This window comes from Bradyrhizobium tropiciagri (assembly GCF_018130545.1).
GTDB classification, from domain to species: domain Bacteria; phylum Pseudomonadota; class Alphaproteobacteria; order Rhizobiales; family Xanthobacteraceae; genus Bradyrhizobium; species Bradyrhizobium tropiciagri_A.
This window is the reverse complement of record NZ_JAFCKF010000006.1, coordinates 470,161-491,825: the sequence shown is the minus strand read 5'-3', so window position 1 is coordinate 491,825 and position 21,665 is coordinate 470,161. Positions and strand designations below refer to the sequence as shown.

At 64.4% G+C, this 21,665-nt stretch carries 28 protein-coding genes; 15 read left to right on the top strand and 13 right to left on the bottom strand.

Features of this window, described 5'->3' with window-relative positions; all coding sequences use genetic code 11:
• Window position 1 precedes the first annotated feature (1 nt).
• Window positions 2-763 carry a tRNA (guanosine(37)-N1)-methyltransferase TrmD gene (gene trmD / locus JQ616_RS27520; RefSeq protein WP_212019975.1) on the top strand — a complete coding sequence of 254 codons (762 nt, stop codon included), beginning with the start codon at window positions 2-4 and terminating at the stop codon, window positions 761-763.
• A 110-nt stretch (window positions 764-873) separates the two neighbouring features.
• On the top strand, window positions 874-1,254 hold the full coding sequence (gene rplS / locus JQ616_RS27515) for a 50S ribosomal protein L19 (RefSeq protein WP_163156833.1): 381 nt from the start codon (window positions 874-876) through the stop codon (window positions 1,252-1,254).
• Between the two features lie 168 nt (window positions 1,255-1,422).
• Here the strand turns inward: rplS and JQ616_RS27510 are convergent, their stop codons facing one another.
• The gene (locus tag JQ616_RS27510) at window positions 1,423-1,587 is read right to left on the bottom strand and encodes a hypothetical protein (RefSeq protein WP_212019974.1); all 165 of its coding nucleotides are present in this window, start codon (window positions 1,585-1,587) and stop codon (window positions 1,423-1,425) included.
• Window positions 1,588-1,612: 25 nt separating this feature from the next.
• On the opposite strand from JQ616_RS27510, the gene leuC reads away from it, so the two are divergent.
• A complete protein-coding gene (gene leuC / locus JQ616_RS27505) occupies window positions 1,613-3,019 on the top strand; it encodes a 3-isopropylmalate dehydratase large subunit (protein WP_212019973.1) in 1,407 nt (468 codons plus the stop codon).
• Between the two features lie 102 nt (window positions 3,020-3,121).
• Complete coding sequence (locus tag JQ616_RS27500; RefSeq protein WP_212019972.1) at window positions 3,122-3,334, top strand: hypothetical protein; 213 nt, start codon at window positions 3,122-3,124, stop codon at window positions 3,332-3,334.
• A gap of 66 nt (window positions 3,335-3,400) precedes the next feature.
• On the opposite strand, the gene JQ616_RS27495 is transcribed toward JQ616_RS27500, so the two are convergent.
• Window positions 3,401-3,919 carry a hypothetical protein gene (locus tag JQ616_RS27495; protein ID WP_212019971.1) on the bottom strand — a complete coding sequence of 173 codons (519 nt, stop codon included), beginning with the start codon at window positions 3,917-3,919 and terminating at the stop codon, window positions 3,401-3,403.
• Window positions 3,920-4,078: 159 nt separating this feature from the next.
• Here JQ616_RS27495 and JQ616_RS27490 point away from each other — a divergent pair, with 159 nt between their 5' ends.
• Window positions 4,079-4,372 carry a DUF1330 domain-containing protein gene (locus JQ616_RS27490; RefSeq protein WP_212019970.1) on the top strand — a complete coding sequence of 98 codons (294 nt, stop codon included), beginning with the start codon at window positions 4,079-4,081 and terminating at the stop codon, window positions 4,370-4,372.
• Window positions 4,373-4,445: 73 nt separating this feature from the next.
• On the opposite strand, the gene JQ616_RS27485 is transcribed toward JQ616_RS27490, so the two are convergent.
• Window positions 4,446-4,784, bottom strand: a complete 339-nt coding sequence (locus JQ616_RS27485) for a hypothetical protein (protein ID WP_212020203.1) — start codon at window positions 4,782-4,784, stop codon at window positions 4,446-4,448.
• A gap of 127 nt (window positions 4,785-4,911) precedes the next feature.
• Window positions 4,912-5,154 carry a hypothetical protein gene (locus JQ616_RS27480; protein WP_212019969.1) on the bottom strand — a complete coding sequence of 81 codons (243 nt, stop codon included), beginning with the start codon at window positions 5,152-5,154 and terminating at the stop codon, window positions 4,912-4,914.
• A gap of 114 nt (window positions 5,155-5,268) precedes the next feature.
• Here JQ616_RS27480 and JQ616_RS27475 point away from each other — a divergent pair, with 114 nt between their 5' ends.
• Window positions 5,269-5,634, top strand: a complete 366-nt coding sequence (locus tag JQ616_RS27475; RefSeq protein WP_212020202.1) for a hypothetical protein — start codon at window positions 5,269-5,271, stop codon at window positions 5,632-5,634.
• 97 nt (window positions 5,635-5,731) lie between these two features.
• On the opposite strand, the gene JQ616_RS27470 is transcribed toward JQ616_RS27475, so the two are convergent.
• Window positions 5,732-6,058 (bottom strand): hypothetical protein, encoded by a 327-nt coding sequence (locus tag JQ616_RS27470; protein WP_212019968.1) that lies wholly within the window; start codon window positions 6,056-6,058, stop codon window positions 5,732-5,734.
• A 114-nt stretch (window positions 6,059-6,172) separates the two neighbouring features.
• Here JQ616_RS27470 and JQ616_RS27465 point away from each other — a divergent pair, with 114 nt between their 5' ends.
• From JQ616_RS27465 to JQ616_RS27455, 3 genes are all read left to right on the top strand, one after another.
• Window positions 6,173-6,571, top strand: coding sequence for a metallopeptidase family protein (locus JQ616_RS27465; protein WP_212019967.1), 399 nt, complete (start codon window positions 6,173-6,175; stop codon window positions 6,569-6,571).
• Between the two features lie 86 nt (window positions 6,572-6,657).
• The gene (leuD, locus tag JQ616_RS27460; protein WP_212019965.1) at window positions 6,658-7,260 is read left to right on the top strand and encodes a 3-isopropylmalate dehydratase small subunit; all 603 of its coding nucleotides are present in this window, start codon (window positions 6,658-6,660) and stop codon (window positions 7,258-7,260) included.
• Window positions 7,261-7,345: 85 nt separating this feature from the next.
• Complete coding sequence (locus tag JQ616_RS27455; protein ID WP_212019964.1) at window positions 7,346-8,134, top strand: hypothetical protein; 789 nt, start codon at window positions 7,346-7,348, stop codon at window positions 8,132-8,134.
• Window positions 8,135-8,303: 169 nt separating this feature from the next.
• Here JQ616_RS27455 and JQ616_RS27450 read toward each other — a convergent pair whose 3' ends face one another.
• Window positions 8,304-9,182, bottom strand: coding sequence for an HpcH/HpaI aldolase/citrate lyase family protein (locus tag JQ616_RS27450; protein ID WP_212019961.1), 879 nt, complete (start codon window positions 9,180-9,182; stop codon window positions 8,304-8,306).
• 143 nt (window positions 9,183-9,325) lie between these two features.
• Between JQ616_RS27450 and JQ616_RS27445 the strand changes: the two genes are divergently transcribed.
• Entirely contained in the window at window positions 9,326-9,982 is a 657-nt protein-coding gene (locus JQ616_RS27445) for a carbonic anhydrase (RefSeq protein ID WP_212019959.1), read from the top strand.
• 14 nt (window positions 9,983-9,996) lie between these two features.
• On the opposite strand, the gene JQ616_RS27440 is transcribed toward JQ616_RS27445, so the two are convergent.
• On the bottom strand, window positions 9,997-10,548 hold the full coding sequence (locus JQ616_RS27440; RefSeq protein WP_212019957.1) for a TIGR00645 family protein: 552 nt from the start codon (window positions 10,546-10,548) through the stop codon (window positions 9,997-9,999).
• A 26-nt stretch (window positions 10,549-10,574) separates the two neighbouring features.
• The gene (locus JQ616_RS27435) at window positions 10,575-11,609 is read right to left on the bottom strand and encodes an aspartate-semialdehyde dehydrogenase (RefSeq protein ID WP_024583208.1); all 1,035 of its coding nucleotides are present in this window, start codon (window positions 11,607-11,609) and stop codon (window positions 10,575-10,577) included.
• A gap of 117 nt (window positions 11,610-11,726) precedes the next feature.
• Here JQ616_RS27435 and JQ616_RS27430 point away from each other — a divergent pair, with 117 nt between their 5' ends.
• Both JQ616_RS27430 and JQ616_RS27425 read left to right on the top strand, forming a co-directional pair.
• Window positions 11,727-12,521 (top strand): hypothetical protein, encoded by a 795-nt coding sequence (locus tag JQ616_RS27430; protein WP_212019956.1) that lies wholly within the window; start codon window positions 11,727-11,729, stop codon window positions 12,519-12,521.
• Window positions 12,522-12,698: 177 nt separating this feature from the next.
• A complete protein-coding gene (locus JQ616_RS27425) occupies window positions 12,699-13,106 on the top strand; it encodes a hypothetical protein (protein ID WP_212019955.1) in 408 nt (135 codons plus the stop codon).
• A gap of 187 nt (window positions 13,107-13,293) precedes the next feature.
• On the opposite strand, the gene leuB is transcribed toward JQ616_RS27425, so the two are convergent.
• A complete protein-coding gene (gene leuB / locus JQ616_RS27420; RefSeq protein WP_212019953.1) occupies window positions 13,294-14,406 on the bottom strand; it encodes a 3-isopropylmalate dehydrogenase in 1,113 nt (370 codons plus the stop codon).
• Between the two features lie 148 nt (window positions 14,407-14,554).
• Between leuB and JQ616_RS27415 the strand changes: the two genes are divergently transcribed.
• Together JQ616_RS27415 and JQ616_RS27410 are read left to right on the top strand one after the other, a co-directional pair.
• Window positions 14,555-15,418, top strand: coding sequence for a DMT family transporter (locus tag JQ616_RS27415; protein WP_212019951.1), 864 nt, complete (start codon window positions 14,555-14,557; stop codon window positions 15,416-15,418).
• An 89-nt stretch (window positions 15,419-15,507) separates the two neighbouring features.
• Window positions 15,508-16,686 (top strand): YbfB/YjiJ family MFS transporter, encoded by a 1,179-nt coding sequence (locus JQ616_RS27410; protein ID WP_212019950.1) that lies wholly within the window; start codon window positions 15,508-15,510, stop codon window positions 16,684-16,686.
• 128 nt (window positions 16,687-16,814) lie between these two features.
• Here the strand turns inward: JQ616_RS27410 and JQ616_RS27405 are convergent, their stop codons facing one another.
• From JQ616_RS27405 to JQ616_RS27395, 3 genes are all read right to left on the bottom strand, one after another.
• Window positions 16,815-17,600 carry a molybdopterin-binding protein gene (locus JQ616_RS27405; RefSeq protein WP_212019949.1) on the bottom strand — a complete coding sequence of 262 codons (786 nt, stop codon included), beginning with the start codon at window positions 17,598-17,600 and terminating at the stop codon, window positions 16,815-16,817.
• 11 nt (window positions 17,601-17,611) lie between these two features.
• Window positions 17,612-18,244, bottom strand: coding sequence for a cytochrome b/b6 domain-containing protein (locus JQ616_RS27400; RefSeq protein ID WP_212019947.1), 633 nt, complete (start codon window positions 18,242-18,244; stop codon window positions 17,612-17,614).
• Between the two features lie 178 nt (window positions 18,245-18,422).
• On the bottom strand, window positions 18,423-18,977 hold the full coding sequence (locus tag JQ616_RS27395) for a fasciclin domain-containing protein (RefSeq protein WP_212019946.1): 555 nt from the start codon (window positions 18,975-18,977) through the stop codon (window positions 18,423-18,425).
• A 328-nt stretch (window positions 18,978-19,305) separates the two neighbouring features.
• Between JQ616_RS27395 and JQ616_RS27390 the strand changes: the two genes are divergently transcribed.
• Window positions 19,306-20,706 carry an MFS transporter gene (locus JQ616_RS27390; RefSeq protein WP_212019944.1) on the top strand — a complete coding sequence of 467 codons (1,401 nt, stop codon included), beginning with the start codon at window positions 19,306-19,308 and terminating at the stop codon, window positions 20,704-20,706.
• A 191-nt stretch (window positions 20,707-20,897) separates the two neighbouring features.
• Here the strand turns inward: JQ616_RS27390 and JQ616_RS27385 are convergent, their stop codons facing one another.
• Window positions 20,898-21,659: an SDR family oxidoreductase gene (locus JQ616_RS27385; RefSeq protein ID WP_212019943.1), complete on the bottom strand. Its 762-nt coding sequence runs from the start codon at window positions 21,657-21,659 to the stop codon at window positions 20,898-20,900.
• Between the last annotated feature and the right edge of the window lie 6 nt (window positions 21,660-21,665).

Genomic DNA, 21,665 nt, shown 5'->3' with positions numbered 1-21,665 from the left:
CATGACATCGCAAGAGACGCAAGCCCAAGCGCCACCGTGGCGCGCCACCGTGCTGACCCTGTTCCCGGACATGTTTCCGGGGCCGCTTGGCGTGAGCCTGGCCGGCAAGGCGCTGGCCACGGGCCTTTGGGCGCTGGACGCACGCGACATCAGGGCATCCGCCACCGACAAGCACCGCAGCGTCGATGACACTCCGGCCGGCGGCGGCCCGGGCATGGTGCTGCGGGCCGATGTGCTGGCGGCCGCGATCGACGCCGCTGATATCGCGCCTGACCGTCCGCGCCTCCTGATGAGCCCGCGGGGTCGGCCATTGAGCCAGACCCAGGTCGCGGAGCTTGCAGCCGGGCCCGGCCCCCTGATCGTCTGCGGCCGGTTCGAGGGTATCGACCAGCGGGTGATCGAGGGCCGCGAGCTCGAGGAGGTCTCGATCGGCGATTATGTGCTGTCCGGCGGCGAAATCGCCGCAATGGCTTTGATCGACGCCTGCGTCCGCCTGCTGCCGGGGGTGATGGGCAAACTGGCCTCGGGAACCGAGGAGAGCTTCTCCGAAGGACTACTGGAATACCCCCAATACACCCGTCCGCAGGAGTTCGAGGGCCGCCAGATCCCGGAAATCCTGATTTCCGGCGATCACGCCAAGGTCGCGGCCTGGCGACTGGCCCAATCCGAGGCCCTGACGGCGGCCCGGCGGCCCGATCTCTGGGCCCGGAAGACCGGCCAAAAAGCCGCTCCGCGAGGGACAAAAAACACGACAGACGGGTGACAAACCCTGCGCTTTGCCTTATAGGCACGGCCTAATCCGCACACGCGCAGGATAGATGGACGTTTGCGCAGCCCCCATACAGGCTGGGCGCGCCGCCGATGGAGATTTCGATGAACCTTATTCAGCAGCTCGAAAAAGAGCAGTTCGACAAGCTCGCCGCCACCAAGACCATTCCGGAATTCGGTCCCGGCGACACCGTCATCGTCAACGTGAAGGTGGTCGAAGGCGATCGTACCCGCGTGCAGGCCTATGAAGGCGTTTGCATCGGCCGTTCCGGCCAGGGCCTCAACGAGAGCTTCACCGTGCGCAAGATCTCCTACGGCGAAGGCGTCGAGCGCGTCTTCCCGGTGATGTCGCCGATGATCGACTCGATCAAGGTCGTGCGTCGCGGCAAGGTGCGTCGCGCCAAGCTCTATTACCTGCGCAACCTGCGCGGCAAGTCGGCCCGCATCGTCGAGAAGCAGGACCGCCAGACTGCCGTCGGCGAGTAATTCACCCCGAAAGGGTTGTGACCAAAAGCGCGGGGCTGGCCCCGCGCTTTTTTGTTGCGGCATACCTATCTGACGTGCAGGCCCGCGCATCGATCGATTGTCGCGGGCGCGAGCCCTGTGTTAGAAATTTAGAATGGTTCCGGATCAAGCAAGCCAGTGCTGCCTAAGTCAGGTCTGCCAGCGCGTCGTGATCGACGATCGCTCGCGGCTGCCCGGCCGCTTCTTCGGACGCTTCGCGACATCGGCAACGTCAGAGCTTAGGCCCGCAGCGTAACGCTGCCTGGACACTTTCGCCTGCTCGCGCGCCGAGGTGCGCTCGTAGCCATCAACCACTGAATTTCTTCTGGAGCTGAAGCTCATGTCCAAACCGACCACGCTGTACGACAAGATCTGGAACGACCATCTGGTCCACGAGGCCGAGGACGGCACCTGCCTGCTCTATATCGACCGCCACCTGGTGCACGAGGTGACTTCGCCACAGGCATTCGAAGGCCTACGCGCTTCAGGCCGCAAGGTGCACGCGCCCGAGAAGACGCTCGCGGTCGTCGACCACAACATCCCGACCACGGATCGCTCCAAGCCCAATCCCGATCCCGAGAGCATCGAGCAGATGCGGGTGATGGCGGAGAACGCCAAGGAATTCGGCATCGAGTATTACAACGAGTTCGACAAGCGTCAGGGCATCGTCCACGTCATCGGCCCCGAGCAGGGCTTTACGCTGCCCGGCACCACCATCGTCTGCGGTGACAGCCACACCTCGACGCATGGCGCGTTCGGCGCGCTCGCGCACGGCATCGGCACCTCCGAGGTCGAGCACGTGCTGGCGACGCAGACGCTGATCCAGAAAAAGGCCAAGAACATGCGCGCGATCGTCGACGGCAAATTGCCTGATGGCGTGACCGGCAAGGACATCATCCTGGCGATCATCGGTGAGATCGGCACCGCGGGCGGCACCGGCTACGTGCTGGAATATGCCGGCGAGGCGATCCGTGCGTTGTCGATGGAAGGCCGCATGACGGTCTGCAACATGTCGATCGAAGGCGGTGCGCGCGCCGGCCTGGTTGCGCCCGACCAGAAGGCGTTCGACTTCCTGCGCGACCGCCCGAAGTCCCCGAAGGGCGCCGCCTGGGATGCCGCGATGCGCTACTGGGAAACGCTGCGCTCCGACGAGGGCGCGCATTTCGACCACGAACTGCGCCTGGACGCTGCCAAGCTGCCGCCGATCGTCACCTGGGGCACGAGCCCTGAGGACGTGATCTCGATCACCGGCTTCGTGCCCGATCCCGACAAGATCGCGGACGAGGCCAAGCGGCTCTCCAAGCACCGCGCGCTGAAATATATGGGCCTGACCGCCGGCACCAAGATCACCGACATCAAGCTCGACCGCGTCTTCATCGGCTCCTGCACCAACGGTCGCATCGAGGACCTGCGCGCCGCTGCGAAGATCGCCGAAGGCAAGACCGTCAACGCCAACGTCAACGCGATGATCGTGCCGGGCTCGGGCATCGTGAAGGAGCAGGCGGAAGCCGAAGGCCTCGACAAGATCTTCGTCAAGGCCGGCTTCGAATGGCGCGAGCCGGGCTGCTCGATGTGCCTGGCGATGAATCCGGACAAGCTGAAGCCGGAAGAGCGCTGCGCCTCGACCTCGAACCGCAACTTCGAGGGCCGCCAGGGCTTCAAGGGCCGCACCCATCTGGTGTCGCCCGCGATGGCCGCGGCCGCCGCGATCGCCGGCCACTTCGTCGACGTCCGCGACTGGCGGTAAGCGACGTTTTCGCCTCAAGCTCGAGCCGTTGTGGAAACGGCTCGTTAACGGGGCGCACGCACACTGGCTCCTCGCGAAGACAAGCTTCGTGGGGAGCTGGACGTGGCCGATAAACCCGAATTCGTCGACATGATCAGCGAGGCGACGCAGCAGAGGCGTCGCCGTCGCGCAGTATCGCGCGTGATCGATCTGCCCGCCGAGGTGAAGGAAACCTCGCGCCTCAGCCATTGGCCGCCGGATCGCTGGACGCAATGGCGGATGGAAAACCTGACGCCGTGGAAGATCAAGCCCTGGAAGCTGAAGGATTGGGACTAGCTCGCCCACAAGCCAGATTGACCTGACGAAACGGGCGCCGCTTGGCGCCCGCTGTCATGTCAGCCCTCACCAATAGCCATACGGCCGCCAGTGGTGACGGTGGTGCCAATACGGCCGGCAGATCCGGCGCGGCCCATAATAGGTCCAGACCACCCGGCAATTGCGGTGGTGATAATAGGCCGGATAGTAATAGGACGATCCGTAGAAGTAGCGCCGGTGATGGAAGTGCCGGCGGTAGCCGTAGCCATAACCGCCACCGTAGAAGCGATGATAACCACCATAGTGGCGATGGAAGCCGCCATGGCGGTAACCGCCGTGGAATGCTGGCGCGGCGCGGAAACCGCCACCGTGGAAGCCGTGGAAACCGCCGCCGTGGAAGCCTCCGCCGCCGTGGCTGCCGCCACCGCCATGTCGAACCTGGGTCGTCATGGCATCGGCCGCAGATCTTGCCGCGGGCACGATGCCCGGGCTCGCCAGCGACAGCGCTTCGGCGCGCTGCTGCGAAGCGATCGACAATGCGAGGACAGCAGCAGCCGCAACACCAAGCCGACGCAGCAGTCCGCGCCGCAGATAGCTCTCCCTCATCACTGAATCTCCCTGACAACAGCAACGACAGCCGCGCTGCATGGCAGCCGGTCTCATTGCGTTGATTGCAGTCGCTCCCGGCATAACGGTAAAAATTCGCAACTGAATGCGCCATGAACGCGCAATGCCGTGCGACGAAGAGCCCGGGAGGAAACGTCAGTGACCGTCTATGTGATCGTGCAGCTGAAGATGACCGATCGTGCCGCCTATGATCGCTATCAGGCGCGCTTCTTCGATGTGTTCAGGAGGTTCAACGGGCGGCTGCTGTCGGCCGACGAACACCCCGCGGTGCTCGAAGGCAGCTGGGATCGCGACAAGCTGGTGCTGATGTCGTTCCCCGACGAAGCCGCATTCCGCGCCTGGTCGCAATCGCCCGACTATGTCGAGATCTCCAGGGATCGCAAAGCCGGTGCGCAGAGCATCGTGCTGCTCGCGAAGGGCTTCGCGCCGTGACGCCAGCGATGCAGCTCCGGTCGCCCGGAGCTGCTCGCACGTGTTGTGTCTTGTGATCCCGCGCGGCTGTGCCTCACCAGAACGGGCCGAACCCGAGGCCGAAGGTGAACGGCGCCGGCGCAGCATACGGATACGGCCGATAGTAATAGGGTCGCCCGTAATAATAGGAGCCGTACGGCCGATAATAAGAATGGGGCTGGTAGTACGGCCGGTAATATGGCCGGTAGCCGTGGTGATAGTGGCGGCGATGGGTGTGATGATGATGACGCTGTGCGCTGAAGTCGGTCGCCTTGCCCGCTTGCCGTTGTGGGGTCGCGGCCTGCGGCCTGGTTGAAGCCGCGGCGGTTGCCGATGCCGGCGCCGTCAATGCGAATGCACAGGCGACAGCCGCGACACCGATCCATCTCTTCATGATCACCTCCTGCAGATTGCGATTGGCCTCATTTCGCGTGCGCGAATCTGCCGGTTTGATGGCTGATAACGACAACAGGCCCGCTGCTCACGGGCCTGTGTCTCAACTGCGCTGATACGTCGCGCGATCAGCGGCGCCAGTGGCCACGATGGCCCCAGCCACCGTGATGTCCGCGGTGCCAGCCACGATGCCAGCCACGATCATGTCCGTGGCCCCAGCGCACCTGCGTGGTGGTGTGGTTCGCGTTGTCCTGAACCGTTGTGGCCGCGCCTGGCGTGGCGAGCGACATCGCGTTCGCGCGCTCGGCCGGCGCCGCCAAAACCAGCACGGCGCCGACGGCCGCAAGCCCCAGAACCTTCATCACCTTCATAAGTTGTCTCCTTGATCCCTTGAGGTCACGTCTTGCAACGACGATTGAAGTTCGAATCGAGCCCCGTTGCCGCGACGCAGATCGCGAGCCGGATGCGGATGACGTGAGTGGGAAGTGAATATCTGCGCCACGATCATGAATGCCGCTGGCGCGATCGGGTTCCGACACAGCGACCGATTTTTCGCGCCGCTGCGCAAAACCCGGCATAGACTACCGTCGTATCTTGCGCGCACTCTGTTGCAGGAGATTGCCGTGACACAGACAGGCACATGCAGGCGGTTGCTTCGAACCGCCGTTGCGACGCTCGCCGGTTCCATCATGATCGTCGATGTCGCGCTTGGCTCGCAAGGACCGGGCGGCGGCATCGGAACGGCGAACCATCTCACCCAAATGCTGATGGCGATCGCGGTCTATGGAACAGCAGGAGCGATCGCGGCTGGCGCAATGATCGCCGCGATACGCCGAGGTCTGCAAAACTAGTTTCGGGCAAAACGAGATTCGGGTTCGTCGCGTCTTCGTCACGCGAGCGGGCGTCCATCCCGCATCACATGCGGGACCGGCTTCGCACGCAAGCGCGCTAGCCCGGCCGCCAAAAGCAGTTCATGCGCGGCGTGATCACGGTGCCGCTCGGCCGGTGCTCCTGCACATAGGTCGCGGTGCATTCACGCACGGCGTTGGGACCGGGATTGTAGCGCGGGATCACATCCGGTTCCCAATGATCGGGCCGCGACCGGTAGATTGGCACGCGCCTCAGGCGACGACGCTCGGCGACGCGCTCACGCGCGATCGGCGCCGGTTCACCGATCCGCGCCTCAGCCGCCGCGCTCTGCGCGCGCGCCTCTCCCACCGGGAGCGAGAGCCCGACTGATGCTGCCAACAGCGCTGCCGCCACGATCCGTTTCATCACGCCACCCAAGCCCCAATCTTGAGCCCCATTATTGAGCAGCACGGTCTCCCATCGCACCGCCAAGGTCAACTGCGCTGGCGCCGCCGACAGCACTCGCGCTAAAGGAGTGGCATGTGGACCACAGAAAAAGCCCCCTCGCTCGCCGAGATGGAGGCCATGGCGCACGAGGTTTTCGAGCGCCTGCCCGAGACGTTCCGGGCCCTCTGCGAGGGCCTGATCATCCGTGTCGACGACTTCCCGACCGACGAGGTACTCGACGAGATGCAGGCCGAAAGCGAGTTCGACCTGCTCGGCCTGTTTCACGGCATCGGCCTGCCTCAGCAGAGCCATGGCGACGTGGCCCGGCTGCCGAACCTGGTCTGGCTGTACCGCCGGCCGATCCTGGACTACTGGGCCGAGCACGACGAGACCCTGGGCCACATCGTCCGGCACGTGCTGATCCATGAGATCGGGCACCATTTCGGCCTCTCGGACGCCGATATGGAGGCGATTGAGGCCGATGCGGGCTAGCCCTGCAGAAATCGCCCTTTTACCGCTGTCACATTCGCGATAGATATCCGGCCCCTATCCCCACTTTTGGCCCGGGAAGAGCACCGATGGACAAGTTCACCACGCTGGAAGGCGTCGCGGCACCGCTGAAGATCATCAATGTCGACACCGACATGATCATTCCGAAGCAGTACCTCAAGACCATCAAGCGCACCGGCCTTGGCAAGGGGCTTTTCTCCGAGCAGCGCTACAAGGATGACGGCAGCGAGAACCCGGATTTCGTCCTCAACCAGCCCGCCTATCGCAGCGCGAAGGTGCTGGTCGCCGGCGACAATTTCGGCTGCGGCTCGAGCCGCGAGCACGCGCCCTGGGCGCTGCTCGACTTCGGCATCCGCTGCGTGATCTCGACCTCGTTCGGCGACATCTTCTACAACAACTGCTTCAAGAACGGCATCCTGCCGATCCGCGTGTCACAGGAAGACCTCGACAAGCTGTTCGATGACGCCGAGCGCGGCGCCAATGCGACGCTGACCATCGACCTCCCCAACCAGGAGATCCGCGGTCCCGACGGCGGCAAGGTGAAATTCGAGATCGATCCGTTCCGCAAGCACTGCCTGATCAACGGCCTCGACGACATCGGCCTGACGATGGAAAAGAAGAAGTCGATCGACAGCTACGAAGCCAAGCTCAAGGAACGTGCCTGGGCCTGAGGCTCGGCGTATCATCATGCCCCGGTGCCCTCAGGCGCCGGGGCTTTTCTTTGCCTCCTCACAAACCTGCTGATGGCTGACGCGCATGCTGCCTGACATCGTCACCTTCTGGCACGGCTCGATGGACGCGTTGCGCCAGACCTGTCTGCGCTCGCAGGTGGCGGCAGGCCACAAGGTGACCGTCTACAGCTTCGATCCGATTCCCGGCCTGCCCGACGGCGTCGGCAATGCCGAGGCCGAAGCAGTGCTGCCGCATGCGTTCTCCGAGAAGCTGCGTCCTGCCGAGCGCGACGGTTCGTGGCGCGACTGGACCATCCTGCAATTCAGCGACTTCTTCCGGATGCGGCTGATGACGCAGCGCGCGGGCGTCTGGCTCGATGCCGACGTGCTGCTGCTTAAGCCCGTCGAGATCGATCCGGCAAAGCCCTATTTTGCCTGGGAGCGGCCGCGGCAGCTCGGCAACTCCGTGCTGTATCTGCCGCCAGATGATCCGATCGTGCGCGCCTTCGAAGCGTTGATGAAGCAGGAAGAGCTGACGCCGGACTGGCTGGCGCTGCGTCACCGCCTGACCTTTGCGATGCGCAAGCTGCGCGGCAAATCCCATCGGCTCTCCGACATCCGCATCGCGATCTACGGCCCCGCCGCGCTCACCGCGCTTGCGCGCCGCGAAGGCGAATTGCAATACGCACTGCCTAAGCAATCGTTCTACGCAGTGCATGCCGAACCGAAACTGTTTTTCGAGCCGTCGGATTTTTCGCGCTACCTGAACGATCCCGCAATCATCGGCCTCCACATCTCGCCGAAAGGCCGCGGCAAGGAGGCCCCGATCCCGGGTAGCCTCTACGCATGGGCGGCGGAGAAGTTCGGACGCTGACACAGACTCGACGTTACCCACTCCCCTTGTGGGAGAGGGAGCACTCGCGAAGCGAGTGCGGTGAGGGGTTCTCTCCGCACGGGAGAATTTCGCAAGCGGAGAGAACCCCTCATCCGGCGCTTCGCGCCACCTTCTCCCACAAGGGGAGAAGGGAAGAATCTTCGCTGAACTAATGCCCCATCGCGGCGATCGCGTCGGCGATTGCGATCGTGCGCTTGGCCATCTCGGCGTGCAGGCGCTCGACCATGCGGCCGTCGAGCTGGATCGCGCCGCGCGAGGCGTTCTCCGGCTGCTGGAAGGCGGCGATGATCTTGCGCGCCTCAGTGACCTCCGCCTCCGGCGGCGTGAAGATCGCGTTGCAGGCATCGATGTGGCTCGGATGGATCAGCGTCTTGCCGTCGAAGCCGAGATCGCGGCCTTGTGCGCATTCCTCGGCAAAGCCGTCGACATTGCTGATGTCGCCATAGGGTCCATCGAGGATCTCGAGCCCATGCGCACGGGTCGCCAGGATGCAATGCGTGATCATCGGGATCATCGCCGCGCGGCCCGGCTTCATCCGGATCCGGGTTTCACGCGCAATGTCGTTCGGTCCGAACACGAAGCCGGCGAGCCGGATTTCGGAATCCTTCGACGCAGCCGCAAGCTTGTCGGCGTCGAGCACCGCACGCGCGGTCTCGATCATCGCCCAGACCCGGATCGAGGCCGGCGCGTTGATGTCGCTGAGGCGATCGGCGACCGCGTTGAGATCGTCGACGGTGGAGATCTTGGGAACCAGGATGCCGTCCGGCTGCGCCTTGCCGGCCATACCGATGTCGTCGACCCACCAGGGCGTGTCGAGCGCGTTGATGCGGATCAGCACCTCGCGCTTGCCAAAGCCCTTGGCGGCGACCGCCTTGGCGATCTGCTCGCGGGCCACCGCCTTGGCGTCCGGAGCAACCGAATCCTCCAGATCGAGGATGATGCCGTCGGCCGGCAGCGTGCGGGCCTTCTCCAGCGCCCGTGCATTCGATCCCGGCATGAACAACAGGCTGCGGCGCGGGCGGGTCATCGGCATTCTCCTCAGGGCTTCGGCTCCGCCGCTGTCCAATCTTTGGGCAGCGGCCGGGAACCATCCTTCACCGCTGCCGTATCATCTCAGGCCGTGCCCCGAAAGTCTTGTTCCCGTCACCAGCATGTGGTTAGCCAGAGGCCATGAAATTCTTTCCGAAGCAGTTGATCGACGGCTACCGGACCTTCGCGACCCAGCGGTTGCCGACTGAGCAGTCGCGCTACCGGGATCTGTCGGAACGCGGCCAGTTTCCCGAAACCATGGTGATCGGCTGCTGCGATTCCCGTGTCTCGCCGGAAGTGATCTTCGACGCGGGTCCCGGTGAATTGTTCGTGGTGCGCAACATCGCCAATCTGGTTCCGGTCTATCAGCCCGACAGCAACGCCCACGGCGTCTCGGCCGCGCTGGAATATGCCGTGACCGTGCTGAAGGTGAAGAACATCGTGGTGCTGGGCCATGCCCAGTGCGGCGGCATCCGCGCCTTCGTCGACAAGATCAAGCCGCTCACGCCGGGCGACTTCATCGGCAAATGGATGCAGATGTTCATCAAGCCGGGCGAGGTCGTCGAGCAGCGCGAGCATGAGAGCATGCTGGATTTCGTCACCCGCATCGAGAAGGCCGCGGTGTTTCGCTCGCTGGAGAATTTGATGACTTTCCCGTTCGTGCGCGAACGGGTCGAGAGCGGCGACATGCAGCTGCACGGCGCCTATTTCGGCGTCGCCGAAGGCTCGCTGTTCGTGCTCGACCGGGTCGCGAAGGAATTCATCAGCGTCGCCGACGCGCTGAATGCCGGCGAGTAGCCGCGCGCGACCGGCTACTCGGCGCCGTGATCGGCGCCCCAGCGATCGGAGATCGCGAGCAACAGCGCCGAGATCACGAACACCAGGTGTACGGCGACGAGCCAGGTCATCCGCGTCGCGTCGAACGCGGCGTCGATGTTCAGGAACGCTTCCAGCACGTGGATCGCGGAGATCGCGACGATCGAGGCCAGCAGCTTCTGCTTCAGCCCGGCAAAGTCGATCTTGGTGATCCAGATCGGCCAGTTCGGGTTGCCCGACGTGTCGATACGCGAGACGAAGTTCTCGTAGCCCGAAAACACCACGATCAGGATGAGGTTGGCGACCAGCGTGACGTCGATCAGCGCCAGCGCATCGAGGATGACTTCGGTCGATTTGTAGCCGGACGCATGCAGCACGAACTCCCAGAGCATGCGCGCGAATTTCAGCAGCAGCACGGCGAGCGCCACGACCAGGCCGACATAGAACGGCGCCATCAGCCAGCGGCTGTTGAACAGCACATATTCGAAGCCGCGCATGATGCGCGGCGTCGAGGGGCTCGGTGGGGTGGGAGCCAACTGTTCCGACATGGTTGCGCCCCCTTGATTCCCCGGCGTCAGGCCGCCTTCTGCTTCGCGGTGATCAGCTTGCGGTTGATCAGAACCTCTGCGATCTGCACCGCGTTCAGCGCCGCACCCTTGCGCAGATTGTCCGAGACGCACCAGAACGCCAGACCGTTCTCCACCGTCGCGTCCTCGCGGATGCGACTGATGTAGGTCGCGTCCTCGCCGGCCGCCTCATAGGGCGTGACGTAGCCGCCCGGCTCGTGCTTGTCGATCACGAGGCAGCCCGGCGCATTGCGCAGGATGTTGCGCGCCTCGTCCGCGGTGATCGGATTGGCGAACTCGACATTGACGGCTTCGGAGTGACCGACGAAGACCGGCACACGCACGCAGGTCGCGGTCAGCTTGATCTTGGGATCAAGGATCTTCTTGGTCTCCGCCATCATCTTCCACTCTTCCTTGGTGAAGCCGTCTTCCATGAAGACGTCGATCTGCGGAATGACGTTGAAAGCGATGCGCTTGGGAAACTTCTTATTGATCAGCTCGTCATTGGTGTAGACGGCCTTGGTCTGCGAGAACAATTCGTCCATCGCGTCCTTGCCGGCGCCCGACACCGATTGATAGGTCGAGACCACGACGCGCGTGATCGTCGCCTTGTCGTGCAGCGGCTTCAGCGCGACCACGAGCTGCGCGGTCGAGCAGTTCGGGTTGGCGATGATGTTCTTCTTGGTGAAGCCGGCGGCGGCATCCGCGTTCACTTCCGGCACGATCAGCGGCACGTCCGGGTCCATGCGCCAGGCCGACGAATTGTCGATCACGACCGCGCCGGCGGCGCCGATCCTGGGCGACCATTCCTTGGACACCGAGCCGCCGGCCGACATCAGGCAGATGTCGATGTCGGAAAAATCATAATGCTCGAGCGCCTTCACCTTCAGGGTGCGGTCGCCATAGGAGACCTCGATGCCGACGCTGCGGCGCGAGGCCAGCACGACGACCTCGTCGGCGGGAAATTTGCGCTCGTCGAGAATGTTGAGCATTTCGCGCCCGACATTGCCGGTCGCACCGACCACCGCGACTTTGTAACCCATCGTTCACTCTCCGACGAAAAATGCCCGTTCCCCCGCTACGGGCGGAAAGGGAAGAGGCAGCGCTTCTATGCGAGAAACCCCGTCAAGACAACGTTGCGTAGCTTTTTGAGCGTTTTGATGCGTCTATTTCGAGCCGATCCGGCCGCTCCCCATCATACGAGAATTCCGTCAGCGCTGACGAGCTTCGTCGACGAGGTCTACGCCACGCTCTCCGGGCTGTTCGCCTATGCCGCCGTGCTCGCGCTGTTCGTGGTCCTCGGCGTTTATCTATGGAAGCAGCTGCCGGACGCAACGGCGGCGGCGACGCCTGCGGCCGCAGGCTGGAGCGTGGCTGCCCGAACGGCACCCGGCTTCGCCATCAGCAAGCTCGATCTGCGAGACAAAACAGAGGCTTATCAGGTCTTCCGGCACCCCGAGGGTGGCCGCAAGGACGTCTTCCGCTGGACCGACGCCGACGGCGCGCCGGCGGCCGAGCTGGAAATCTATCGCCCCGGCGGCGAGGCCTTGGGACCCGCGGTGACCGAGATTGCCGACCGGCTCGACCCGGGCGGCAGCCGCGAGCTCGAGGCCGCTGGGATCGTCGACAGCAAGTTCGGCAGCGTCACCCTGCTGCGCCCGACGCGGCTGGATGGCAGCCGCGCCTGCCTCGGCTTCCTCAAGCAGGCTGACGCGCCTGACCTGCGGATATCGGGCTGGACCTGCCAGGGCGACAGCCTGCCGGCCCAGCGCGCCGCGATCGTCTGCATGCTGAACCGCCTGACCCTTTTGGCCGCAGGCAATGACCCGCGGCTCGCCGCGCTGTTCGCCCATGCGGAGCTGCGCCGTACCGACTGCGGTACCTCTGGCGCACCGGCCCTGTCGGCCGACTGGGTCATGGGCAGCCAGAACCCGCTGCTGCGCGGTGCGCTTTGATGGCGAGACCGTGGCAAGGCACTGGTTTTCATGAAACTTTTGCGCCCGGACATTAATTATCTCTGCCGGTGTGGCGCAATTGACCTAGTGACGGCCACCCCACCATGGCTACAATGTGTTCCAAGTGATTTTGGCGGACGCGCCAGCCCCGATGGGGGCCGTAATGACGAGGATGCGATGACCTTGAAATTCCCTGCCGCGAACAAGCTCGTGGTGTTGCTTGCCGCGGCTGCCGTCACCGCAACCGCATTCGGCATGACCGCAGCCAGCGCGCAGCAGACCCCGAGCAAGCGCAAGCAGCAAGAGCAGTACGACCGCGACGGCCGTCGCTATTACGGCGCGCAGGGTCCGAACCGGGTCTATCAGCAGGGTCCGCGTACCCGCGTTTACGTCACCACGCGCTCGTGGCTGGACGCCGGCACCGAAGTGCTGCCGGGCGACCGCAAGTTCAACGACTACGCCTATCCGCCGGACGTCGGCTATCCCTCGTTCGGACGCGAGAACGGCAACCGCCCGATCGATCGCCAGCCGCTCAGCCCGCCGTCCGACCTCGGCGGCTATCCGCGGAGCTTCCCGCTGTACTGAGAATTTCGGCGAGCAGCCGATACGAAAATGCCCGGCTCCGGCCGGGCATTTTTGTTTTGGTTCGGATGCACGGTAGGCAAAGGCGCACTCGCACCATGCCCACCATCACCACACTGCTTGCCGATATCCCGCATCTTGCGTCGTCCCAGCGAAGGCCGGGACGACACCATTGCTGTTGCCGCGGTTACTACGCGTGCAGCTTCTGCAATTCCTTCACGATCGCCTCGCCCATCTGCGCCGTGCTGACGGACGTAGAGCCGGCCGACTTGATGTCGGCAGTGCGCAGGCCGCTGGCGAGCACGGCCGCGATCGCGGCATCGACCTTGTCGGCGAGATCGCCCATGCCGAACGAATAGCGCAGCGCCATGCCGAACGAGGCAATCATCGCGATCGGATTGGCGAGGCCCTTGCCCGCGATATCGGGCGCCGAACCGTGCACCGGCTCATACAAGGCCTTGCGCTCCTTGGTCTTGGCGTCTTCCTTGCCGAGCGAGGCCGACGGCAGCAGGCCGAGCGAGCCTGTGAGCATCGCTGCGATATCCGACAGCATGTCGCCGAACAGATTGTCGGTGACGATGACGTCGAACTGCTTCGGCGTCTTAACCAGGTTCATGCCGCCGGAATCGGCGAGCTGATGTTCGAGCGTGACGTCCTTGTATTCGCGCGCGTGGACCTGGGTCATGACCTCATTCCAGAGCACGCCCGACTTCATGACGTTGCGCTTCTCCATCGACGTCACCTTGTTCTTGCGCTTGCGCGCCAGGTCGAAAGCGACGCGGCCGATGCGCTCGATCTCGAAGGTGTCGTAGACCTGGGTGTCGACCGCGCGCTTCTGGCCGTTGCCGATATCGGTGATGGTCTTCGGCTCGCCGAAATAGACGCCGCCGGTGAGCTCGCGCACGATCATGATGTCGAGGCCCTCGACCACTTCGCGCTTGAGGCTCGAAGCATCGGCCAGCGCCGGGTAGCACACCGCCGGGCGCAGATTGGCGAACAGGCCGAGATCCTTGCGCAGCCGCAGCAGGCCGGCCTCGGGACGCACCTCATAGGGCACGCTGTCCCACTTCGGACCGCCGACCGCGCCGAAGATCACGGCGTCGGCCGCATTGGCCTTGGCCATGTCGCCCTCGGAGATCGACACCTTGTGCGCGTCATAGGCGGAGCCGCCGACCAGGCCCTGCTCGGTCTCGAACTTGGCGATGCCCTGCGCATTCAGCCAGTCGATCACGCGCTGCACCTCGGCCATCACCTCGGGGCCGATGCCGTCGCCGGGGAGAAGCAGCAGTTTATGGGTCGCCATGGTCGTTACCTCATTCAATCGGGCATGCCCGTCATCGTCTGGCGCGAGTGCTAAAACGCCCCGCACCGATTGGCAAGGCACCCTTCGCGGGGCCAAAATGGCCCGGAACGAGCCAACCGCGCCTCAAGAAGCCAACAAGACGGACCTCATGACCGCTGCCATCGTCTACGCCTTCGCCTCGGCCATTTTCCTCGGTGCCGGGGTGGTGCTGGCGCAACTTGGGCTGCGCACCGTCGAGCCGCTGTCGGGCGCCGCGATCAGCGTGCCCAGCTTCACCCTGCTGTTCCTGCTGCTGTCGCCGCTGATCCTGCACGGCGAGCCGGTGGTCTGGCGCGCTTTGCCGATCTTCATGGCGATCGGCCTGTTCTTCCCGGCCTCGCTGACGCTCCTGACCTTCGCCTCGAACCGGGCGCTCGGGCCGGTCATCACCTCCACGCTCGGCAATCTGGCGCCGCTGTTCGCGGTCACCGCCGCGGTGCTGCTGCTGCACGAGCCGCTGCTGCCGCAGCAGCTCTTGGGCCTCGTCGTCGCGGTGGCGGGCGCGGCCATCATCACGGTGACCCGGCCGCGCGACCTCGGGCATTGGCGCAGCTGGGCTCTGCTGCTGCCGCTCACAAGCGCCCTGGTGCGCGGCATCGTGCCGCCGATCGCCAAGCTCGGGCTCGCGATCTGGCCGAGCCCGCTATGGGCCTGCCTGGTCGGCTATGTCATGTCCTCGCTGGTGGTGTTGACCGTGCAGCGGATCCGCAAGGGCAGCTTCCTGGTGCAGGCGCCGCGTGAGGGCCGGTTCTGGTTCATGCTCACAGGAATCAGCAACGGGCTCAGCGCGCTCAGCCTGTTCGCCGCGGTCCGCAATGGCCCGATCACGCTGGTGGCGCCGCTCGCCGCGATCTACCCGCTGGTCACGGTGGCGATGAGCGCCGTCATGCTCAAGCATGTCGAGATCACGGCGCGGATCATCGCCGGAACCCTGCTGACCGTCGCCGGCGTCGCGCTGGTCCTGATCGCCTGATTGCCCAATACGCAAGACAGTGTTGCTGCCTCCGGCGCTGGGCAGGACCGCCGCGGCCTGCCACAATGGCTGCATTGCCGGAGTGAATTGTGAGAGCCCCCTCCCCGTCGTACCCGCATCCCGCGCGGCTGATCCTGATTCTGTCGCTTGCACCGACCGTCGGTCTCGGCATCGGCCGTTTCGCCTATTCGCTGGTGCTGCCTGATATGCGTGACCAGCTGGCGTGGTCCTATTCGGCCGCCGGCTTCATGAACACGATCAATGCCGCCGGCTATCTGGTCGGCGCGCTGTTCGCCTCGCGCCTGATCCAGCGCTTCGGGCTCGCCGCATCGGTGCGCTGGTCGACGGTGGCCTGCGCGCTGTCGCTGGCGCTGTGCGCCATCTCGGGCAATTTCGCCGTGCTGAGCTTTGCCCGCCTGCTGGTCGGCTTCGCCGCCGCGATCGGCTTCGTCGGCGGTGGCGCGCTGGCGGCAGCCATCGCGCAGTCGCGGCCGGAACGCGCCAACTTCCTGCTCAGCCTGTTCTATGCCGGACCGGGCGTCGGCATCCTGGCATCCGGCCTGATCGCGCCGTTCGTGCTGCAGGGTTTTGGCGCCGGCTCATGGTGGATCGTGTGGTGGGCGATGACGCTGCTCTCCGCGATCATGATCGTGCCGTTGTGGCTTGCGCCATTGCACGCCGATGCGATCGCCGGCGGCATCGTGCGGACCAAATTCGCCGTGATGCCGGTCCTGATCTATCTCGCCGCCTACTTCCTGTTCGGCGCCGGCTACATCGCCTACATGACCTTCATGATCGCCTATGTCCGCGACGGCGGCGGCGGGGCGGTGGCACAGAGCGCGTTCTGGAGCCTGATCGGCGTCAGCGCCTTCGTCACACCATGGGTCTGGCGGCGGGTGCTGGCGCTCGACCGCGGCGGGCTCGCCACCACCATCATCCTCGGCGTCAACGCACTCGGCGCGGCGCTGCCGATCTTCGGGCATTCGCCGCTGTTGCTGGCGATCTCCGCGCTGGTGTTCGGCGTCGCGTTCTTCGCCGTGGTCGGCTCGACCACCGCCTTCGTGCGCCTCAACTACCCGCCGGAAGCCTGGCCAACCGCGATCGCCGCGATGACCATCGCCTTCGGCATCGGCCAGACGCTCGGACCGATCGTGGTCGGTGCCATCACCGACGCGGTCGGCAGCCTGTCGTTTGCGTTGAACGTCTCTGCCGCAATGCTCGTGCTGGGGGCGGTGCTGTCGGCGTTTCAGAGGAAGGTCGGGCCGTAGCCCTGTCGTCCCGGCGAAAGCCGGGACCCATAACCACAGGTGGTTGTGATAGAAGGAAGCATCTCCCCGCCTGCCTATTTCCTTGGCCGCGGAGCATGGGTCCCGGCTTTCGCCGGGACGACAGCAGACTAGCTTCCACTAAACGAATTATACCCCTGGTCTTCCCAGTAACCGCCCTTGTAGTCGTTGGTGACTTCCATCGAGAGCACGTATTTCGGGTTCTTGAACCCGAGCTTTGTGGGCACCCGGATCTTCATCGGAAAGCCATAGGCGCGCGGCAGGATTTCGTCGCCGAATTTGAAAGTCATCTGGGTCTGCGGATGCAGCGCGGTGCGCATGTCTAGCGGCGAGTTGTAGCCGTCCTTGTCGGCGCACTGGAACCAGACATATTTGGCGCGGGTGTCGGCACCGACCAGCTTGAGGAAATCGCGCAACGGCGTGCCAGTCCAGCTGCCGATCGCGCTCCAGCCCTCGACGCAGATGTGGCGCGTCACCTGCTTGACCTGCGGCAGCTTGTACAATTCGTCGAGCGTCCACGGCTTCTTGTTCTCGACGAGCCCGCGCACCTCGAGCTTCCAGTCCGCGCCCGCGATCTCCGGCGCATCGTCGAGATCGTAATAGGCGTTGAACGGAAACGGCTTGGTGATCATGCTCTCGGGAAAGGTCGGCGCCAGCGCATCCGGATTGAACATCCAGGCCTGCACCGCGTCGTTGAACTTCGAGACATGCTTCAGCAGTTCCTCAGCCGAGGACGAATCGACCACGTCGCAGCCGGTCAACAACGTCAGCGCGCCGAGGCTGGTGCCCGCCGTGATGAAGCGGCGGCGCGTCAGCTCCGGCATCGTCTTCACCGCATCACGCACGAGCAGCTTCTTGTCGACGCCGGGGATCAGGAGCTTGCGGAGACGACCCATTTTATTCTCCCTCAGCGCCCGATGATCATGGCGCGCAGGCTCTTCGGCACCAGCAGCGCGAGCGCGACATGGATCACCAGGAAGGCAACGATCAGCGCCATGCAGGTGAAGTGGACATAGCGGGCGATGTCGTAGCCGCCGAACAGCGACACCAGCCAGTGCAATTGCACCGGCTTCCACATCGACAGGCCGGACAGCACGATCACGACGCCGACGATGATGATGCCGGTATAGAGCAGCTTCTGCACCGAATTGTATTTGCTGAGATCGTCATGTGACAGCTTGAAGGTCAGCGCCGCCCTGGTGTCGGAAATCACGCCCGACGGCGTGATCGGCAGCAGCTTCCTGCGGAAGCGGCCGGTGGCGAAACCGAGCGCCAGATAGATCAGACCATTGACCATCAGCAGCCACATCGCGGCAAAGTGCCAGAGCAGCGCGCCGCCAAGCCAGCCGCCCAGCGTGATGTTCGAGGAGAAGCTGAAGCCGAACAGCGGCGAGGCGTTGTAGATCTGCCAGCCGGACATGATCATCAGGATCATCGCGACGGCGTTGATCCAGTGCACCATCCGTACCCACACCGGCTGGATCACCTTCGCGGGCGTTGCGGTCTCTGCCTGGTGGTCGCTGACGGCAAGGCTCGTCATGGAAGTTCTCTGCTCGTGGGCGTTACCGGCTTATACGCCGGGAACCGGGGTTGCGTTACGGGGGCATGCCTCATCAGTTTGATATACGCGACCCGATCTGGTCACAAAAATGCGAGCCGGGGCGAGGCTCCGGCTCGCATTTCGAAAGTCCGCAGGGACTAAATCAGGCCGCCGGGCGTTACGTCGCCGGCATCAGCACGGTGTCGACCACATGAATGACGCCGTTCGACTGGTTGACGTTCGAGATCGTCACCATCGAGGTGCCGCCCTTGGCATCGACGATCCAGATCTTGCCGTCCTGGTGCTTGACGGTCAGTTCCTCGCCCTCGGCGGTCTTCAGCTTCTTGCCGTCGGTAAGGTCGGAGGCCTCGAGCTTGCCGGGCACCACATGGTAGGTGAGGATCTTGGTCAGCGTCGCCTTGTTCTCGGGCTTCACGAGGTTGTCGACGGTTCCGGCCGGCAACTTGCCGAACGCGGCGTTGGTCGGCGCGAACACCGTGAACGGGCCCTTGCCTTCCAGCGTGCTGACCAGGCCAGCGGCCTTCACCGCGGCGACCAGGGTGGTGTGGTCCTTCGAATTGACGGCATTCTGGACGATGTTCTTCGACGGGAACATCGCCGCGCCACCGACCATCACGGTCTTCTCCTCGGCGCGGACCGGCGCCACGACGGTGGCGGTGATCGCGAGGGCGCTGAAGGCGGCGGCAGCGAGATAGGCAATACGCTTCGACATGGTTCGTCTCCCGATGGGTAATCGAGCCGGCGCATCCGCGCCGGCGATGAAGGGGCAACAACGGCGCGGGTTGGTTGATGAAAGCGGCGTCGTTGGCCCGAGCTACGGGAGTTTTTCGGAGCGGTTTCCGGAAATAATTCTTTGTGATTCCTGAAACCGGCCGGGGCGCGCTCCGTATGCACGCGGCTTCGTGCAATCCATTGCGCATTCCATTGAACGGAATGGACGGGTGCGCTGCCGCGAGCAATTTGCTTGCCGCGATAGCGCGATTGGTTCAGCCTGAGATTGCGGCGTGGGCTCGCAACAGGCGGCAGTGGGGAAAGCAATCATGAGCAGCATCACGGCTGATGGCCATGTCGCGCCTGCGGTGAACGATGCCGGCAGCGACGTCGGTCCGCTCGAGCAGAAACACCTGCAATACGCCAATTACCGCGCCGTCGCCGGCGGCACCGAGCTCACGAAAACGCATTGGCACATCGCAACCGCTAACGCGCTCGGCTGGGGCTTTGACGGCATGGACGGCGTGATCTTCGCGCTGATCTCGCCGATGGTGATCAAGGAATTCGCGCTGACCCTGCCGGAATATCGCTCCGGCATGCAGATCGCATTGTTCGTCGGCATCGCCGGGCTCTATTTCTGGCCGTGGCTCGCCGACCGCTACGGCCGCCGCACGCTGCTCGCGGTCAATATCGCGCTGTTCTCACTGTTGATGCCGGTCGCGGCGTTATCGCCGACCTTCGCAGTGTTCGTGATCGCGCGCTCACTGCTGTTCTTCGCGCTCAACGGCGAATGGTCGCTGGGCTCGATGCTGGTGGCGGAGACCTGGCCGGCGCGGCTGCGCGGCCGCGTCATCAGCATCACCCGCTCGGCCTGGTGCCTCGGCGCGACCTCCGCAGGCGCGATCACCGGGCTGATCGCCGCCAACTATGGCTGGCGCATCGCCGTGATGGTGCCCGGCGTGATCGCACTGCTCGCGATCTATATCCGCTCCACCTGCCCGGAATCGCCCTATTGGGTGCGGTCGCAGGACCGCAAGCGGCGCATCGCGGAGACGCTGGCGCGCGGCGGCACGGTCAACGACGATGACCGTAACTGGTTCGGCAAAGCCAAATCGGTCGGCGTCCGCCAGGTGTTCATGCCCGACGTGCTGCCCTCGACATTGGTCGCGTTGTTCGTGGCCTGCGCCTCGACCTGCATCTACGGCACGGTCGGCGCCTGGATGCCGCTGTACCTCTCGACCGAGAAGCATTGGTCGACCACCGAATACAGCCTGTTCTACGTGTTCTACGGCCTGTGCGGCTTCGTCGGCCTCTGTCTGGTCGGCTGGCTGATCGACAAGATCGGCCGCCGTCGCACCTTCATCATCACCCTGATCGAGGGCGCGATCTTCATGACGCTCTGGGTCTATTCCGAGGACCGCGTGCTGCTGTGGACGTTCGGGCTGCTCTGGTGCCTCGGCTTCCTCGGCTTCTGGGGTCCGAGCACGACACTGACCGCGGAAATCTTCCCGACCCGGATCCGCGGCGCTGCCAACGGCGTGGTCTGGGCGATCGCCTATTTCGTCGGCTTCGTGCTGTTTCCCTTCGTCTCGATCGCGCTCCAGCAGCACACCGGCTCGTTCGCGCTGGCGTTCCTCTGCATCCCCGTGCTGATGATCGCGATGGCGATCGGCGTCTTCCTGTTCGTGCCGGAGCATTCCGGGAAAGAGCTGAACGAGATCAGCGAATGATCTGGTGTGGTGGCTAATCCGGACCGCGGATTCATGGCACACCGTCGTCCCGGCCAAGCGAAGCGCGAGCCGGGACCCATAACCACAAATGGCTGTTTTGCGAAGGCTGTAGCTCCAGCCTTTGCTGACAACCAATAGCGGTGGTTATGGGTCCCTGCTTTCGCAGGGACGACCCGTTGAGAGGGCTAAATTTAATCCCGGTTCGCCGGCGTCTGAATAAAGCCGCGGTTGTGGGTCGGGCTGATCAGGATCTCGTTCATGCAGACCCGCGCCGGCATGCTGGCGACGAAGGCGATGGTGCGGCCGCAATCCTCGGGCTGCAGCATCCTGGCCTGCTCGGCCTCGCTCGGCACCACCGGCCGCTGCTTCAGGATCGGGGTAGCCACCTCGCCCGGCGACAGACAGCAGGCGCGCAGGCCGTTGACGCATTCGTCCATGTTGAAGGAATGGGTCAGCGCCAGCACTGCGTGCTTGGTGGTGGTGTAGGCCGGGCCGGGCATCTTGGAGACGTGGCGGCCCGCCCAGGAGGCGACGTTGATGATGCAGCCGTCCTGCTGCTTGCGCATCGTCGGCAGCACCGCGCGCATGCAATACAGCACGCCGTTGAGGTTGACCTCGACCAGCTTGTCCCAGCCTTCCAGTTCCATGTCGGCCCAGCTGCGCTTCGGCACGTTGATGCCGGCGCTGTTGACCAGGAGGTCGATGCGGCCGTGTTTGGCGACGATCGCCTCGGCGGCCTTGTTGACGTCGGCCTTGCTGCTGACGTCGAGCGCGATCGCTTCGGCCTTGCCGCCCTTTTTGGCGATGTTGGCCACCACGCGGTCGAGCTCTTCCTTGCGGCGGCCGGAGACCACCACCGTCCAGCCGTCCGCCGCCAGGAATTCCGCCCCGGATTCACCGATTCCGGTGCCGCCGCCGGTGACCCAGGCCACGCGTTTCCCATTATTTGTCATGCAAAC

Excerpts from the sequence above, each read along its gene's own strand:
- trmD (WP_212019975.1), top strand. The coding sequence starts at position 2 with ATGACATCGCAAGAGACGCAAGCCCAAGCGCCACCGTGGCGCGCCACC.
- rplS (WP_163156833.1), top strand. The coding sequence starts at position 874 with ATGAACCTTATTCAGCAGCTCGAAAAAGAGCAGTTCGACAAGCTCGCC.
- leuC (WP_212019973.1), top strand. The coding sequence starts at position 1,613 with ATGTCCAAACCGACCACGCTGTACGACAAGATCTGGAACGACCATCTG.
- JQ616_RS27495 (WP_212019971.1), bottom strand. The coding sequence starts at position 3,919 with ATGAGGGAGAGCTATCTGCGGCGCGGACTGCTGCGTCGGCTTGGTGTT.
- JQ616_RS27485 (WP_212020203.1), bottom strand. The coding sequence starts at position 4,784 with ATGAAGAGATGGATCGGTGTCGCGGCTGTCGCCTGTGCATTCGCATTG.
- JQ616_RS27480 (WP_212019969.1), bottom strand. The coding sequence starts at position 5,154 with ATGAAGGTGATGAAGGTTCTGGGGCTTGCGGCCGTCGGCGCCGTGCTG.
- JQ616_RS27470 (WP_212019968.1), bottom strand. The coding sequence starts at position 6,058 with ATGAAACGGATCGTGGCGGCAGCGCTGTTGGCAGCATCAGTCGGGCTC.
- JQ616_RS27465 (WP_212019967.1), top strand. The coding sequence starts at position 6,173 with ATGTGGACCACAGAAAAAGCCCCCTCGCTCGCCGAGATGGAGGCCATG.
- leuD (WP_212019965.1), top strand. The coding sequence starts at position 6,658 with ATGGACAAGTTCACCACGCTGGAAGGCGTCGCGGCACCGCTGAAGATC.
- JQ616_RS27455 (WP_212019964.1), top strand. The coding sequence starts at position 7,346 with ATGCTGCCTGACATCGTCACCTTCTGGCACGGCTCGATGGACGCGTTG.
- JQ616_RS27450 (WP_212019961.1), bottom strand. The coding sequence starts at position 9,182 with ATGACCCGCCCGCGCCGCAGCCTGTTGTTCATGCCGGGATCGAATGCA.
- JQ616_RS27445 (WP_212019959.1), top strand. The coding sequence starts at position 9,326 with ATGAAATTCTTTCCGAAGCAGTTGATCGACGGCTACCGGACCTTCGCG.
- JQ616_RS27440 (WP_212019957.1), bottom strand. The coding sequence starts at position 10,548 with ATGTCGGAACAGTTGGCTCCCACCCCACCGAGCCCCTCGACGCCGCGC.
- JQ616_RS27435 (WP_024583208.1), bottom strand. The coding sequence starts at position 11,609 with ATGGGTTACAAAGTCGCGGTGGTCGGTGCGACCGGCAATGTCGGGCGC.
- JQ616_RS27430 (WP_212019956.1), top strand. The coding sequence starts at position 11,727 with ATGCGTCTATTTCGAGCCGATCCGGCCGCTCCCCATCATACGAGAATT.
- JQ616_RS27425 (WP_212019955.1), top strand. The coding sequence starts at position 12,699 with ATGACCTTGAAATTCCCTGCCGCGAACAAGCTCGTGGTGTTGCTTGCC.
- leuB (WP_212019953.1), bottom strand. The coding sequence starts at position 14,406 with ATGGCGACCCATAAACTGCTGCTTCTCCCCGGCGACGGCATCGGCCCC.
- JQ616_RS27415 (WP_212019951.1), top strand. The coding sequence starts at position 14,555 with ATGACCGCTGCCATCGTCTACGCCTTCGCCTCGGCCATTTTCCTCGGT.
- JQ616_RS27405 (WP_212019949.1), bottom strand. The coding sequence starts at position 17,600 with ATGGGTCGTCTCCGCAAGCTCCTGATCCCCGGCGTCGACAAGAAGCTG.
- JQ616_RS27400 (WP_212019947.1), bottom strand. The coding sequence starts at position 18,244 with ATGACGAGCCTTGCCGTCAGCGACCACCAGGCAGAGACCGCAACGCCC.
- JQ616_RS27395 (WP_212019946.1), bottom strand. The coding sequence starts at position 18,977 with ATGTCGAAGCGTATTGCCTATCTCGCTGCCGCCGCCTTCAGCGCCCTC.
- JQ616_RS27390 (WP_212019944.1), top strand. The coding sequence starts at position 19,306 with ATGAGCAGCATCACGGCTGATGGCCATGTCGCGCCTGCGGTGAACGAT.
- JQ616_RS27385 (WP_212019943.1), bottom strand. The coding sequence starts at position 21,659 with ATGACAAATAATGGGAAACGCGTGGCCTGGGTCACCGGCGGCGGCACC.